The sequence below is a fragment of the Rhizobium sp. GCM10022189 genome (assembly GCF_042656325.1).
Classification (GTDB): domain Bacteria; phylum Pseudomonadota; class Alphaproteobacteria; order Rhizobiales; family Rhizobiaceae; genus Rhizobium.
In genome coordinates this window covers 887,465-902,013 of record NZ_JBHSOR010000049.1, presented here as the reverse complement: position 1 = coordinate 902,013, position 14,549 = coordinate 887,465, and the positions used below count along the sequence as shown (strand labels likewise).

Below are 14,549 nucleotides of genomic sequence, written 5' to 3'. Positions count from 1 at the left end.
TGAGCCTTTTTCGTATTCATAAACGGGTGTGACATGATCGCAGCTGCAGTCTTTCTGATACTGCCCCTCTGCCTCGCCATGGCGGCGTTTTCGGATCTGTTCACCATGACGATCCCGAACCGTGTCTCGTTGATCCTCATCGCTTCTTTCTTCGTCCTCGCCCCGTTCCTGGGCCTTGGCTGGGATGTTGTCGGCATGCATCTTGCCGGCGCGGCCGTCGTCTTCTGCGTCTGCTTTGCGCTTTTCGCCGTCAACGTAATGGGTGGTGGTGACGCCAAGCTCCTGAGCGCGACCGCACTCTGGTTCGGCTTCAATCCCTCTCTTGTCTTTCTGATGGCCTATGTCGGGATGATCGGCGGCCTCTTGACCCTGCTCATTCTGCTGGTGAGATCGCAATCCAGCACCATTCTCGCCATCGGCCTGCCGGTGCCGAGCTCTGTCCTCACGGCAAAGAAAATACCTTACGGGATTGCCATCGCGATCGGCGGTTTCCTGGCCTTCCCGTCCTCGCCGCTCTTCGTCGCCGCACTGGAAGGCCTGAAATAACGGCGTTTTAATCGGCCGTTAACTTAAAATCTAAGTCTTCCATTAACCATAATTATACCAATTCCTGAGCATTCTGCGGGGCGAACGCGTCGTGCCCCGAGGAATGATCGATGAAACCGGCCCGCCTTATTGTCTTAGCTGTCGCCGTGGTGGCAGCCGGCCTTGCCGGTCTTCTTGCCATGAACATGGCCGGTCGTGGCGGCGTCGTGACGAAGGTCCAGTCCGTCGTCGAGAAGGAACCGACCGTCAACGTATTGGTCTCCAGCGCCAATCTGCCCGTCGGCGCAAGGCTGGACGAGAAGGCCGTCCACTGGATGGCCTGGCCGCAGAATGGCGTCGTCCAGGGCTTCATCACCGAAGCCGAGCGGCCGGACGCCATCAAGGACCTGCAGGGTGCCGTCGTGCGCCTGCCGGTCTTCGAAGGCGAGCCGATCCGTCCGGAAAAGGTCGCCGATTCCAACAGCCGCATCCTGTCCTCGCTGCTGCCTGCCGGCAAGCGCGCGGTTGCGACCGAAATCTCGGTGGCGACAGGCGCCGGCGGCTTCATCCTTCCCAACGACCGCGTCGATGTCATCATGGTGCGCAAGGGGCAGGGCACGGAGAAATACATAACCGAAACCGTGCTGAGCAACGTCCGCGTTCTCGCCATCGACCAGCAGATCGAAGAAAAGGAAGACGGCTCCAAGGCGGCCGTCGGCACGACGGCAACGCTGGAGCTGACCCCCGACCAGACCAAGGTTCTGGCCGTCGCCCAGCAGATGGCCGATCGCCTTTCGCTCGCGCTGCGCTCCGTTGCCGATGCGCAGGAACAGGATACCGGCGCGCCGGACTATCTCCTGAGCGGCGATAACGGCAGCGCAATCGTCCAGGTCATCAAATCCGGCACCATCGTCACGGATGCCACCGGCTCGACGAAGCCGGAGTAAGGGAAATGCGGATGGGCAACTCAAGACAACGCACCAGGCTTTTCCTGACCGGCTGCCTTTCTCTGGCAATGGCCGCGGCGGGCGTCACGCCGGTATCCTTCGGCGTGCAGCAGGCGGATGCCGGCTCGGAAAGCCTCATCCGCATTTCGCAAAGCGGCCCCGGCGCGCATCGCCGCCTGAAGCTCGGCCTCAACAAGGCTGTCGTCGTCGACCTGCCTGATGACGCGCACGATATTCTCGTTTCCGATCCGAGCATGGCCGACGCCGTGACCCGCACGTCCCGGCGCATCTACCTGTTCGGCAAGAAGGTCGGGCAGACCAATATTTTCGTGTTCGGCGCCAGCGGTGAGGAGGTCGTCAGCCTCGATATCGAGATTGAACGCGATGTGTCCGGCCTTGAGGCCAACCTGCGCCGCTTCATCCCGGACTCCGCCATCAAGGTCGAGATCGTCTCGGACAATATCGTGCTGACGGGAACCGTGCGCACGCCGCAGGACGCAACCCAGGCCGCATCGCTCGCCGAGGCCTTCCTGAAGGGCGGCGAGGCCACCACGCGAACGGAAACCGCCTCCGGCACCGGCGGCGACAGCGCCGTTGCGCTCTTTGCCGAAAGCCGCCAGGTCTCCCAGGTCGTCAACCTCCTGCAGATCCAGGGCGAAGACCAGGTCACGCTCAAGGTCACGATCGCCGAGGTTCGCCGTGAAGTCCTCAAACAGCTCGGCTTCGACAATCTCGTCACCAATTCCTCGGGCATGACGGTCGCCCAGCTCGGCAGCCCGTCCGCCGACAGTGCCACGTCCGTCGTCGGTGGCGGCCTTGCCGCGCTCTTCAAGAACTCGATCGGCAGATACGATATTTCCACCTATCTGAACGCGCTGGAACAGGGCAAGGTCGTGCGCACGCTGGCCGAACCGACGCTGACGGCGATCTCCGGCCAGGCCGCGACCTTCAATTCCGGTGGCCAGGTTCTCTATTCGACGACGGACAACAACGGCAACGTCACCGTCGTTCCCTATAATTACGGTATCAATCTTGCCTTCAAGCCGGTGGTGCTGTCTTCCGGCCGCATCAGCCTGCAGATCAAGACCAACGTTTCCGAGCCGGCGCCCTCGGTTTCCGGCGCAGCCCCCACCTATCAGCGCCGCTCGGCCGAAACCTCGGTCGAGCTTCCCTCCGGCGGTTCGATCGCCCTTGCCGGCCTTATCCGCGACAACGTCTCCCAGACCATGGGCGGTACGCCCGGCGTCTCGAAGATCCCGCTTCTCGGCACGCTGTTCCGCCAGAAGGGTTTTGAGCGTCAGGAAACCGAACTCGTCATCATCGCGACGCCCTATCTGGTGCGTCCGGTGGCGCGCAATCAGCTCAATCGGCCGGACGACAATTTCAGCCCCACGGATGATGCGTCCGCCTTCTTCATGAACCGCGTCAACAAGGTCTACGGCAGCCGTCAGGCGCCGGTCGCCGATGCGCAGTTCCACGGTTCCATCGGATTTATCTACAAATGAGCGGGGCGCGGTCTGAACCGATGAAAACGAACAGAGATCAGGCGATGGCCCATTCGGATCTTCGATATCTGCGCACCGCAAAGCCTTTGCTTCTGGTCGCTTCTCTGGCCGCCGCCGTCCTTTCCGGCTGTGCTGGCCCGCGCGACCAGCTGACGACCGGCGGCATTCCCGACGATTACCGGGAGCGCCATCCGATCGTCGTGACGGAAGCCGAGCAGACGGTGGACCTTCCCGTCGCCTCCAGCGATCGCCGGCTGACGATCGCCCAGCGCGAGCTGATCCGTGGTTTTGCCCAGAATTACATGTCGCGCGCCTCCGGCCCGGTCTACATCCTGTCGCCTGAAGGCTCTGCGAATGCGGGAGCGGCCCGCGCGCTGCGCAGCCAGGTGCGCGCCGAACTTGCCTCGCGCGGCATTGCCAGCAGCAAGATCGTCAACACGACCTATGCGGCGACCGGCCTTCTCGACGCCGCGCCGATCCGCCTGAGCTTCACCGGCACGACGGCGGTAACGACCCAGTGTGGCCAATGGCCGAAGGACATCACCGCCGACTTCGCCAACCAGAACTATTACAATTTCGGCTGCGCCTCGCAGAACAATCTCGCTGCCCAGGTCGCCAATCCGGAAGATTTCGTCGCGCCGCGCGGCATGACGCCGATCGACGCCGAGCGCCGCAACGAGGCGATCCAGGAATACCGGACGACGACGTCCACGATCGAGGACATGGATACCGGCTCCACCGGTTTCTGATCAGGCGGAATGAAACGATGAGCACCGTCGACTACGAGATCAAGAACACCAGCGAACTGCGCCACGCCGAGGAAGCGATCCGCATGGGCGAGCTGGAACATATGCGGCCCCTGCCGCGCATCTCCGTTCACGCCTTCTGCGAAAGCGAGGGGCTGCAGCGGGTGATGGAGCGCTGCGCCAACGACCGGCGCATGTCCAAGGTCAGCCTGCGCATCACCAGCGGCGGCACCGCCGCGGCGGCCAACATGTTTGCCAGCGCCCCGACGCCGAACCTGATCATCCTTGAAACCAGGGCCAACCCGGCCGGCCTGCTTACCGAACTCGCGCCGCTCGCCGCTGTCTGCGATCCCTCGACCAAGGTCATCATCGTCGGCTACTACAACGATATCGGCCTCTACCGCGATCTGATCCGCAACGGCATTTCCGAATATATGGTCCAGCCTGTCGCCATGCCCGATATCATGGGCGCGATGGCGACGATCTTCGTCGATCCGGAAGCCGAGCCGCTCGGCCGCTCGATTGCCTTTATCGGCGCCAAGGGCGGCGTCGGCGCATCGACCGTCGCGCATAATTGCGCCTTCGGCATCTCCAACCTGTTTTCGACCGAAACCATCCTGGCCGATCTCGACCTGCCTTACGGCACGGCCAATATCGATTTCGACCAGGACCCGGCCCAGGGCATCGCCGAGGCCGTCTTTGCGCCGGAGCGGCTCGACGAGGTTTTCCTCGACCGCCTGCTGACCAAGTGTTCGGAGCACCTCTCGCTGCTGGCCGCCCCCTCGCTTCTCGACCGCGCCTATGATTTCGAGAGCCAGGCCTTCCAGCCTGTCATGGACGTGCTGCAGCGCAGCGCGCCCGTCACGGTTCTCGACGTTCCCCATGCCTGGTCGGACTGGACCCGTTCGGTCCTGTCGAGTGCCGACGAAGTGGTCATCTGCGCGGTTCCCGACCTCGCCAACCTGCGCAACACCAAGAACATGCTGGATGCCTTGCGCAAGATGCGCCCGAACGACAAGCCGCCGCATCTCGTTCTCAACCAGGTCGGCATGCCGAAACGGCCGGAAATCTCGGTTTCCGATTTCTGCGAGCCGCTGGAAGCCGAGCCGATCGCCGTCATTCCCTTCGACATCGGCCTCTTCGGCAATGCTGCCAACAGCGGCCGGATGATTTCCGAGGTCGATCCGAAATCGCCGACGGCGGAGACCTTTTCGCAGATCGCCCACATCGTCACGGGCCGCGTGGCAATCCGGAAATCCAGGAAGAGCGGCCTTCTCGGCCTTCTGAAGCGCAAGTGAACGGGTAGAATTGGATCGCATCGATGTTCGGAAAACGCGGAAGTGAAGGTTTCGGAAAGGCCGGTGCCGGCGGTATCGCCGCTCCGCCGCCGCCGATGCCGGCAGCCAGCCCCGCCGCCCCGTCCGGTCCCGCGGTGCTTGTGGAGCCGTCGCGCGAGCCCGCCCGCCCGCAGGTGGCGCCGCCGCCGATCCAGACGCCGCAGCGCCGGCGCCCCGCCCGCACCGACGAATATTACGATACCAAGGCGCAGGTCTTTTCGGCGCTGATCGACACGATCGACCTCTCGCAGCTGTCCAAGCTGGACGGCGAAAGCGCGCGCGAGGAAATCCGCGATATCGTCAACGATATCATTACCATCAAGAATTTCGCCATGTCGATCTCCGAGCAGGAGGAACTGCTCGAGGATATCTGCAACGACGTTCTGGGCTACGGCCCGCTCGAGCCGCTGCTGGCGCGCGACGACATTGCCGACATCATGGTCAACGGCGCCGGCCAGACCTTCATCGAAGTCGGCGGCAAGACCATCGAATCCGAAATCCGTTTCCGCGACAATTCGCAGCTCCTGTCGATCTGCCAGCGCATCGTCAGCCAGGTCGGCCGCCGCGTCGACGAATCGAGCCCGATCTGCGACGCGCGCCTGCCGGACGGCTCGCGCGTCAACGTCATTGCGCCGCCGCTCGCCATCGACGGCCCGGCCCTTACCATCCGCAAATTCAAGAAGGACAAGCTGACGCTCGACCAGCTCGTCCGCTTCGGCGCCATCACGCCCGAAGGCGCGACCGTGCTGCAGATCATCGGCCGCGTGCGCTGCAACGTCATCATCTCCGGTGGTACGGGTTCGGGCAAGACCACGCTGCTCAACTGCCTGACGAACTATATCGACCGCGACGAGCGCGTCATCACCTGCGAGGATACGGCCGAACTGCAGCTCCAGCAGCCGCATGTCGTGCGCCTCGAAACCCGCCCGCCGAACATCGAAGGCGAAGGCGAGATCACCATGCGCGACCTCGTCAAGAACTGCCTGCGCATGCGCCCCGAACGCATCATCGTCGGCGAAGTGCGCGGACCCGAAGTGTTCGACCTGCTGCAGGCCATGAACACCGGCCACGACGGCTCCATGGGCACGATCCACGCCAACAACCCGCGCGAATGCCTGAGCCGCATGGAATCGATGATCGCCATGGGCGGTTTCAGCCTGCCGGCCAAGACAGTGCGCGAAATCATCTCTTCCTCGGTCGATGTCATCATCCAGGCGCAGCGCCTGCGCGACGGTTCGCGCCGCATCACCCAGATCACCGAAGTCATCGGCATGGAAGGCGACGTCATCATCACCCAGGACCTGATGCGCTACGAAATCGAGGGCGAGGACGCCGGCGGCCGCCTGATCGGCCGCCACATGTCCACCGGCGTCGGCAAGCCGCATTTCTGGGACCGCGCCCGCTATTACAACGAAGAAAAGCGTCTCGCCGCCGCGCTCGACGAGCTGGAAGCGAAATCGAAGGATTGAGATGTTCGGCATCGATCCGACAGTGCTGGCAATCGTCGTTCTCGCAGCCGTCGCTGCGGGGGCGGTCTGTTATGCCCTATTGTTCTCGCGCATCGAGAACGACAAGAAATCGGCAAGCCGCATCAACCGGGTCAAGGCGGCCGAGGTCGACCGCTCCAAGGTCAAGGCCGCCCGCGACCGTGTGCAGGAACTGTCGAAGCGCCGGAAATCGGTGCAGGACAGCCTGAAGGACCTCGAAAAGCGGCAGCACGAGAAGACCAGGAAAACGCTGTCCTTGAAATCCCGTCTGGTGCAGGCGGGATTGCCGATCACGCCGGCCCGCTTCTATCTTTTCAGCGCGCTCTTCGCCTTGGTGCTGCTGATCGTGCTTTTCCTTGCCGGCGCGTCGACAGCGGTCATGCTCGGCGTTCCCCTGGTCGGTGGGCTCGGTCTGCCGCGCTGGGTGATCGGCTTCCTCATCTCGCGCCGCCAGAACAAGTTCCTCGACGAATTTCCGAACGCGCTCGACGTCATCGTCCGCTCCATCCGTTCCGGCCTGCCGCTGAACGACGCGATCCGCCTGATCGCGACCGAGGGTGTCGAGCCCGTCAAAAGCGAATTCCGCCGTATCATCGAGGCGCAGCAGGTGGGCCTCGGCATACCCGAAGCCTGTGCCCGCATGACCAACCAGATGCCGTTGCAGGAAGTCAACTTCTTCGCGATCGTCATCGCCATCCAGTCGCAGGCCGGCGGCAACCTGTCGGAAGCGATCGGCAACCTTTCCAAGGTGCTGCGCGACCGCAAGAAGATGAAGGCCAAGGTCAAGGCGCTGTCGATGGAGGCCAAGGCGTCCGCCGTCATCATCGGCTCCCTTCCGTTCATCGTTGCCCTGCTCGTCTATCTGACGTCGCCGCAATACATGATGATCCTGTTCACCGATCCGCGCGGCCACTTCATCATGGGCTTTTCGGCGGTCTGGATGTCGATCGGCATCTTCGTGATGCGCAACATGATCAATTTCGATATCTAGCGGGGGCAGGGCAGCATGTCGCAGGAACTCGCCGCAACATTGACCGATCCCGCCACGATCATGGCGGTGCTTGTCGCCATCGCCGTCTTCGCCACCTTCTACACGCTTGCCGTTCCCTTTTTCGAGCGTGGCGATCTCAACAAGCGCATGAAGGCGGTTTCGACCGAGCGCGAGCAGATCCGCGCCCGCGAGCGCGCCCGCCTGAACGCCGATGCCGGCAGCAAGGCCACGCTCAGGAGCCAGAACAACCGCTCCGTCCGCCAGATCGTCGAGCGGTTCAACCTGCGCAAGGCGCTGGTGGACGACAACACCATGAACAAGCTGCGCGCGGCCGGCCTGCGCTCGGAAAACGCGCTGAACACCTTCCTCGTCGCGCGCTTTCTCCTGCCGTTTCTGTTCCTGGCCGTCGCCGCCTTCTGGATGTTCGGCCTCGGCAACCTTGCCGACAAGGGCCTGCCGATACGGCTCTTCATCGTCATCGGCATCGCCTATGTCGGCTTCTACGCGCCCAACATCTATATCTCCAACCGCATGGGCAAGCGCCAGCACTCCATCAAGCGCGCCTGGCCGGACGCGCTGGACATGATGCTGATCTGCGTGGAATCGGGCATTTCCATCGAAGCGGCCATGCGCCGCGTCTCCGAAGAGCTCGGTGAACAGTCGCCGCCGCTCGCCGAGGAAATGGTGCTGACGACGGCCGAGCTCTCCTTCCTGCCGGATCGGCGCGTGGCGCTCGAAAACCTGGCAACCCGCACCCAGATCGATCTTGTCCGTTCGGTCACGCAGGCGCTCATCCAGGCGGACCGTTACGGCACGCCCGTCGCGACGGCCTTACGCGTGCTTGCGCAGGAAGGCCGCGACGAGCGCATGAACGAGGCGGAAAAGAAGGCGGCCGCCCTGCCGCCCAAGCTCACCGTGCCGATGATCCTCTTCTTCCTGCCGGTGCTGGTCGCCGTCATCCTCGGCCCCGCCGGCATCCAGGTGGCCGACCGGTTCTGACGCTTGCCGCCGGAAGGGAAACCGGCTAGCGTGCGCCTCCGCGTAACTGGCGAATGAGATGGACGACCATCGGGAAGCGCGGATATTGCTGCCGCTCGCCTGGGCAATCCTTGATCGCTTGAGCAATTCCGGCAGGGCCGGACACCGCCCTTGCCTCCCGAATTGCGTGAAAACGGAGCTTCGCCATGTCTTCCTTCGGAATTTTTATCAGTATTATCAGTGCTTTGATGATCGGCGCGATGAGCCCGGGTCCAAGTTTCGTCGTCGTCTCGCGCATTGCCATTTCGCGTTCCCGCTTTGACGGGCTTGCGGCCGCACTCGGCATGGGCATCGGCGGCGTGACCTTCGCCATCCTTGCCCTTGCCGGCCTGACGGCGCTGCTGTCGCAATTCGAATGGCTCTATCTCGTGCTGAAGATCGCCGGCGGCGCCTATCTGGTCTATATCGCCTTCGCGATCTGGAAGGGCGCCAGCCAGCCGCTGGCCCTTTCGGATGGCGACCTTGCCGGCCGAAGCATGCCGGCGCGCAGTTTCACCACCGCAATGCTGACGCAGCTGAGCAACCCCAAGACGATCGTGGTCTATGCCAGCATCTTTGCCGCACTCCTGCCCAAGGCCGTGCCGGTGGAGCTGCTGCTGGCGCTGCCGGTCGGCGTCTTCCTGGTCGAGGCGGGATGGTATGCGATCGTCGCGCTCGCCTTTTCGGCGCGGCAGCCGCGCAAGGTCTATATCGCCGCCAAGGCCTGGATCGACAGGGCCGCAGGCGCGGTCATGGCCGGCCTCGGCCTGCGCCTCATCCTCTCCGGGCTGAGCAGCAGATAGGTCAGTTGGTGCCGGCGGCGGCAGGCGACGTCGCGTCCTTTGCCGCCAGCTTCTGCCAGGAATTCTGCTGCGAAAGCATGCCGCGCAGGTAGGCGACGTTGGCGTCGGCCTGCTGCGGCGAAAGCTCGCGCCGCGCGATCTGCTCGGCCTCGGGAAAACGGCCCTGCAGGCCGACGACGAGGGCCAGGTTCTGGCGCACGCGGCTGTCGGCGGCGGGCTGGCCGGCGGCCGAGCGCAGGTAGGTTTCCGCCGTGCGCAGATCGCCTGTCAGAAGATAGGACATGCCGAGGTTGGAAAGCACCGACGGTTCGTTCGGCTGGATATCGAGCGCGTCGCGATAGCGCTGGCGCGCATCGTTCGGCCGGCCCATCTGGTCGAGGATCGCCCCTTCCGCCGAAATCAGCCGCCAGTCGGGCCGATCGGGCGTCTGCGCCCTGCCGATCGTGTCCAGCGCCTGCTGCAGCTGTCCGGCGGCCGCCTGTGCCTTGCCGTAGGCGGCAAGCACGGTGCGGTCTTCGGGATTGGCGATGGCGACCTGCTGCATGACGGCAAGCGCCTGCGCGTCGCGTCCGTTCATGCGCAGCAGATTGGCATAGGTGACGCCGTTGACGGGATCGCGCGGGTTCTTCTCGTAGGCCTGGCCGACACGGTCGGTGGCTGCCCGCAATTCGTTGGCGTCCATCTGCTCGACCGGCTTGTCGAGCTTCGGGATGGAACCGGTCGTCATGCGATCCTTTGCCGTCGTCGAACAGCCGGCAAGCGCCAGCATGACGAGGATAGCGGCGCTTGCCTGCAGAATACGCTTGTTGAGAGGAGTGGAGGCCGAGACGGGCATTGCGCGATCCTGAATGAAATCGGCGCCTGACCTCAAAGCGGAACAGGGAAAGGCTTTGACGCAATCTTCGCTCCAGCAATAGTCTGTTAACCCTAACAGACAGTTAAGAAACGATTCTGCCCCTGCCTCTAAGGACAAACATGGCCCCCTTCCAGTTCATCGAGAGACCGACTCCCTTCAACACCAAGGGCGGTTCGACGTTGCCGATCTTCGCTGTGACGCCCGCCCATATCGAAACCGGCACGATCGATCCGATCGCGCTCGATTGGGCGCGCAAAGCCGGCTACAAGGCGGAAAGCGGCTCGCTGCTGCTGATCCCGACGGAGGACGGCCATCTCGGCGGTGCGCTCTTCGGCCTCGGCACCAACCCGTCGGAGCAGCCCTACATCACCGGCAAGCTCGCCCGCGCGCTTCCTGCCGGCGACTGGCACATCGAGACCGCGCCGCTGACAGCCAACCGCCTGACGCTCGGCTTCGGCCTCGGCAGCTATCGGTTCGATCGCTACAAGTCCGAAAAATCCGCCGCCCCGACGCTGATGATTCCGCGCGACGCCGACGGCAACGAGATCAAGCGCCAGCTCGCCGGCGTCTTCCTCGCCCGCGACCTCATCAACACGCCGACCAACGACATGGGGCCGGAGCAGCTTGAAGCGGCGTTCCGCGGCCTTGCCGATCACTACAAGGCCGAGATGTCGGTCATCATCGGCGACGACCTGCTCAAGGAAAACTTCCCGCTGGTCCACACCGTCGGTCGCGCCAGCGCCGATGCGCCGCGCCTGCTGGAGCTGCGCTGGGGCAAGAAGGGTCACCGCAAGGTTACGCTCGTCGGCAAGGGCGTCTGCTTCGATACCGGCGGCCTCGACATCAAGCCGGCGTCCTCCATGCTGCTGATGAAGAAGGACATGGGCGGTGCCGCAAACGTCATGGGCCTCGCGCTCATGATCATGGACGCCAAGCTGAAGGTCGATCTGCGCGTCATCATCCCGGTCGTCGAGAATTCCATCTCGTCGAACGCCTTCCGTCCCGGCGATATCTACAAGAGCCGCAAGGGGCTGACCGTCCAGATCGACAATACCGACGCCGAAGGCCGCCTGATCCTGGCCGACGCGCTCGCCTATGCCGACGAGGAAGAGCCGGACCTGCTGATCGACATGGCCACGCTGACGGGTGCTGCCCGCGTCGCGCTCGGCCCCGACCTGCCGCCCTTCTTCACCGACGACGAGAACCTTGCCCACGATCTGATGGAAGCAAGCCTCGAAACCGACGATCCGCTCTGGCGCATGCCGCTCTATGCCGGCTATGAAAAGGATATCCGCGCCAAATTCGCCGATATCACCAATGCCCCGGCCGGCGGCATGGCCGGCGCCATCACCGCCGCACTTTTCCTCAAGCGCTTCGTCGGCAAGGCCAAGAGCTGGGCGCATTTCGATATCTTCGGCTGGGCGCCGAACGAGCGCGCCCATTCGCCGGGCGGCGGCGAGGCGCAGGCGATCCGCGCACTCTACCGTCATATCCGCCACAGTATACGCTGAGCATGTCGCGCAAAAGTGTGAAGCGGTTTTGCGACAACGACATGCGAGACAAAAGCTTCGCTGAGCCTCGTCGTTAAAATTTTATTCACCTTGCGAGGCGGCATTCCGTGCCGCCTCTTGCCTGTGCCGACCAACTGCCGGAAAATGAAACGTTAGCGTAACGATTTCCGGAGGGGCCGTGCCGATCGAACTGACCGCCTCACAGGCGCTTGGCCTCTGGCATGGCGTGGCGCTGAACCAGGTTCGCCACGACAACAGAGATTTGACGTTGCGCCAGATGGCGATCCTGCTGCATATCTATCTCGTGCCGCCGCCGCATACCGTGCGCGGGCTGGCCGCGACGCTGAACGTGACGAAACCGGTCATCACGCGCGCGCTGGACACGATGGGCGAAATGGGCCTCGTCGACCGCGTCCGCGACGATGCCGACCGCCGCAACGTCATCATCAAGCGCACCGTCGGCGGCGCGCTCTATCTTGAAAAGCTCGGCGACCTCGTGCGCGAGCAGGGCCGCAAGCTTCCGGTCTGAACGGCCGCTGAAAGGGAATGCCATGACGATGCTCGATCGCCGCCTCCATGCCTACCGCCCGGACCTGGCGGAAGCCGGCCTTGAGGGCAAGGTCGAGGCGGCGCGTTTTGTCAGCGGCACGCCGGCCCGCGTCTGCGTCCCGGTCGTCGCCCTGCGTCCTGAACCCGATCTCGCCCGCGGCATCGACACCGAACTGCTCCACGGCGAGGATGTCACGATATTCGATCGCGCCGGCGGCTGGTGCTGGGTCAAGGCCGTATCCGACGGTTATGTCGGCTATGTGCCGGAGGATGCAATTGCAGAAGCCGCGCCTGCGCCGACCCACATGGTCATTGCCCAGCGCACCTTCCTCTATCCCGAGCCGGAACTGCGCAAACCCTACAGGACGGTGCTGTCCATCGGCAGCCGTGTCCACGTTTCGGGCGAAGCGGAAGCCCGCGGCAATCGCTATCTGGTGCTTGCCGACGGTACGGCGATCTTTTCGAAACACCTGCTGCCGCTCGGGGCGCTGGACGGAGAGGATTATGTCGCAATCGCCGCCCGCTTTCTGGAAGTGCCCTATCTCTGGGGCGGCCGTTCCGGCCTCGGCGTCGATTGCTCCGGCCTCGTGCAGCTGGCGCTGCGGATGACCGGCAGAAACGCGCCGCGCGATACCGACATGCAGGCGGAGGGCCTTGGCGAGCCGATCGAACGCGCGGATGTGCGCCGCGGCGATCTGGTCTTCTGGAAGGGGCATGTCGCCATTTTCGAAGACGCAGATACGATCATCCACGCCAACGGAAACACGATGACCGTCGCGCGCGAGAATTTCGCAGCCGCCGTCGAGCGCATCGGCTGGCTCTACGAGCAGCCGACCGGCTATCGCCGGCCGTTCTGACCCTGGCTGCGATCGTCAGGCTGCCGGCGGTTCCGGCCAGTCCCTGATGCCGCCCGTCCATTCCTCGAACGCTTTCGAAAGCTTCAGCACGCGCATGTCGTCGAAGCGCGGGCCGACGATCTGCAGGCCGATCGGCATGCCCTTGGCGAATCCGCAATTGATCGACGAGGCCGGCTGCTCCGACATGTTCCATGGCACCGTGAAGGCGATATGTTCGAAGGGCAGTGCGGGATCGTTGGTCGGCGAGGCCCACTCGGCCGGATAGGACACGATCGGGTTGGTCGGCGACAGGACCGCATCCACTTCGGTGAACAGCCGCCCGCAGGCCTTGCGCATCTCGATCGTCTGGTTGAAGCCCCTGACGGCATCGACCCCGCTGACATCGGCACCGCCCTTTGCCCATTCGTAGATATAGGGAAGGATGCTCGCGCGGCGCTCCTCGTCGAGCCCGGCAATGTCGCCCCAGAAGCGGGCGCGCCAGAAATTGTCGAGCCCGTCCAGCATGGCGCGCGTCAGCACCGGTCCGGCCGGGACGATCGTCGCTCCCGCCTTCTCGAAAAGCAGCGCGGCCTGCTCGACGGCGATCCTCACCTCCTCATCGACCGCAAGGCCGCAGCCGGCGTCGAGCATCAGCCCGATCCGCATTCCGCTGAGATCGATGCCGAGATCCATCCAGTCGAAATCGTTGGGCGGCAGGCTGGTGCCGTCCCGCCAGTCGGGGCGCGACAGGGTCGCCATCGCATAGGCGGCATCCTCGACGCTGCGGGTCATCGGTCCCGCGCACCGGCCGACATAATAGGGATCGACGGGAATGCGCCCCTGGCTTGGTTTGAAACCGAAGATCCCCGTCCAGCCCGCCGGCAGGCGCACCGAACCGCCGATATCCGTGCCGATATGCAACGGCCCGTAGCCGGCGGCGGCGGCGGCAGCGGCCCCGGCGCTCGAGCCGCCCGGGTTCCGGGTGACGTCCCAGGGATTGCGGCTGAGGTGATGGAAGCTGGAAAGGCCCGACGAGAGCATGCCGTAATCGGGGCAGGTCGTCTTGGCGAAGATGATCGCGCCGTCCTCGCGCAGCCGCGCCGCCGCCGGCGCATCCGCCTCCGCCGGTTTCAGCTCCACCGCCTTCGTGCCGAGCGGCACCGGCTGGCCCTTGGTGGCGATCAGTTCCTTCAGCGTGACGGGTATGCCGTCCAGCGGACCGAGCGTTTTGCCCTTCGCCCAGCGCTCGGTCGCAGCCTTCGCCTGCGCGCGTGCGGCCTCGGGGTCGTAAAGGTAAAGGGCCGAGATCGCCGGTTCCCAGCTGTCGATGCGCCTTTCCAGGGCAAGCCAGTAGTCGAGCGGCGAGAGGCTCTTGTCGGCGAAGCGTCGCCTGAGTTCGCGGATGGTGAAAGCGGTATCTGGCATGGTCTGGTCTTTCG

At 64.1% G+C, this 14,549-nt stretch carries 14 protein-coding genes and 1 riboswitch; of the genes, 12 read left to right on the top strand and 2 right to left on the bottom strand.

The window, feature by feature from the left end; all coding sequences use genetic code 11:
• Window positions 1–33: 33 nt before the first annotated feature.
• The 9 genes from ACFPWW_RS25545 (at window position 34) to ACFPWW_RS25505 (ending at window position 9,358) form a co-directional block, all read left to right on the top strand.
• A complete protein-coding gene (locus ACFPWW_RS25545; RefSeq protein WP_377313771.1) occupies window positions 34–546 on the top strand; it encodes an A24 family peptidase in 513 nt (170 codons plus the stop codon).
• Window positions 547–656: 110 nt separating this feature from the next.
• Window positions 657–1,472 carry a Flp pilus assembly protein CpaB gene (cpaB, locus tag ACFPWW_RS25540; protein ID WP_112705694.1) on the top strand — a complete coding sequence of 272 codons (816 nt, stop codon included), beginning with the start codon at window positions 657–659 and terminating at the stop codon, window positions 1,470–1,472.
• 5 nt (window positions 1,473–1,477) lie between these two features.
• The gene (locus tag ACFPWW_RS25535) at window positions 1,478–2,977 is read left to right on the top strand and encodes a type II and III secretion system protein family protein (RefSeq protein WP_377313769.1); all 1,500 of its coding nucleotides are present in this window, start codon (window positions 1,478–1,480) and stop codon (window positions 2,975–2,977) included.
• Entirely contained in the window at window positions 2,974–3,726 is a 753-nt protein-coding gene (locus tag ACFPWW_RS25530; protein ID WP_112705696.1) for a CpaD family pilus assembly protein, read from the top strand. Before ACFPWW_RS25535 ends, ACFPWW_RS25530 begins: the two co-directional genes overlap by 4 nt.
• 17 nt (window positions 3,727–3,743) lie before the next feature.
• Window positions 3,744–5,021: an AAA family ATPase gene (locus tag ACFPWW_RS25525; protein WP_377313767.1), complete on the top strand. Its 1,278-nt coding sequence runs from the start codon at window positions 3,744–3,746 to the stop codon at window positions 5,019–5,021.
• A 23-nt stretch (window positions 5,022–5,044) separates the two neighbouring features.
• On the top strand, window positions 5,045–6,529 hold the full coding sequence (locus tag ACFPWW_RS25520) for a CpaF family protein (protein ID WP_112565064.1): 1,485 nt from the start codon (window positions 5,045–5,047) through the stop codon (window positions 6,527–6,529).
• Between the two features lies 1 nt (window position 6,530).
• Window positions 6,531–7,538 carry a type II secretion system F family protein gene (locus tag ACFPWW_RS25515; RefSeq protein WP_377313765.1) on the top strand — a complete coding sequence of 336 codons (1,008 nt, stop codon included), beginning with the start codon at window positions 6,531–6,533 and terminating at the stop codon, window positions 7,536–7,538.
• Between the two features lie 15 nt (window positions 7,539–7,553).
• Complete coding sequence (locus ACFPWW_RS25510; RefSeq protein WP_112565068.1) at window positions 7,554–8,537, top strand: type II secretion system F family protein; 984 nt, start codon at window positions 7,554–7,556, stop codon at window positions 8,535–8,537.
• A 32-nt stretch (window positions 8,538–8,569) separates the two neighbouring features.
• Window positions 8,570–8,649, top strand: a riboswitch (ZMP/ZTP riboswitch).
• 73 nt (window positions 8,650–8,722) lie between these two features.
• The gene (locus ACFPWW_RS25505) at window positions 8,723–9,358 is read left to right on the top strand and encodes a LysE family translocator (protein ID WP_112565070.1); all 636 of its coding nucleotides are present in this window, start codon (window positions 8,723–8,725) and stop codon (window positions 9,356–9,358) included.
• Window position 9,359: 1 nt separating this feature from the next.
• Here ACFPWW_RS25505 and ACFPWW_RS25500 read toward each other — a convergent pair whose 3' ends face one another.
• Window positions 9,360–10,193, bottom strand: a complete 834-nt coding sequence (locus ACFPWW_RS25500) for a tetratricopeptide repeat protein (protein WP_377313763.1) — start codon at window positions 10,191–10,193, stop codon at window positions 9,360–9,362.
• 140 nt (window positions 10,194–10,333) lie between these two features.
• Here ACFPWW_RS25500 and ACFPWW_RS25495 point away from each other — a divergent pair, with 140 nt between their 5' ends.
• The 3 genes from ACFPWW_RS25495 (at window position 10,334) to ACFPWW_RS25485 (ending at window position 13,131) form a co-directional block, all read left to right on the top strand.
• Window positions 10,334–11,725 carry a leucyl aminopeptidase family protein gene (locus ACFPWW_RS25495; RefSeq protein ID WP_112754111.1) on the top strand — a complete coding sequence of 464 codons (1,392 nt, stop codon included), beginning with the start codon at window positions 10,334–10,336 and terminating at the stop codon, window positions 11,723–11,725.
• A 178-nt stretch (window positions 11,726–11,903) separates the two neighbouring features.
• A complete protein-coding gene (locus tag ACFPWW_RS25490; protein ID WP_112565077.1) occupies window positions 11,904–12,254 on the top strand; it encodes a MarR family transcriptional regulator in 351 nt (116 codons plus the stop codon).
• Between the two features lie 22 nt (window positions 12,255–12,276).
• Complete coding sequence (locus ACFPWW_RS25485; protein ID WP_112565079.1) at window positions 12,277–13,131, top strand: NlpC/P60 family protein; 855 nt, start codon at window positions 12,277–12,279, stop codon at window positions 13,129–13,131.
• A 15-nt stretch (window positions 13,132–13,146) separates the two neighbouring features.
• Here the strand turns inward: ACFPWW_RS25485 and ACFPWW_RS25480 are convergent, their stop codons facing one another.
• On the bottom strand, window positions 13,147–14,535 hold the full coding sequence (locus tag ACFPWW_RS25480) for an amidase (RefSeq protein ID WP_377313855.1): 1,389 nt from the start codon (window positions 14,533–14,535) through the stop codon (window positions 13,147–13,149).
• Between the last annotated feature and the right edge of the window lie 14 nt (window positions 14,536–14,549).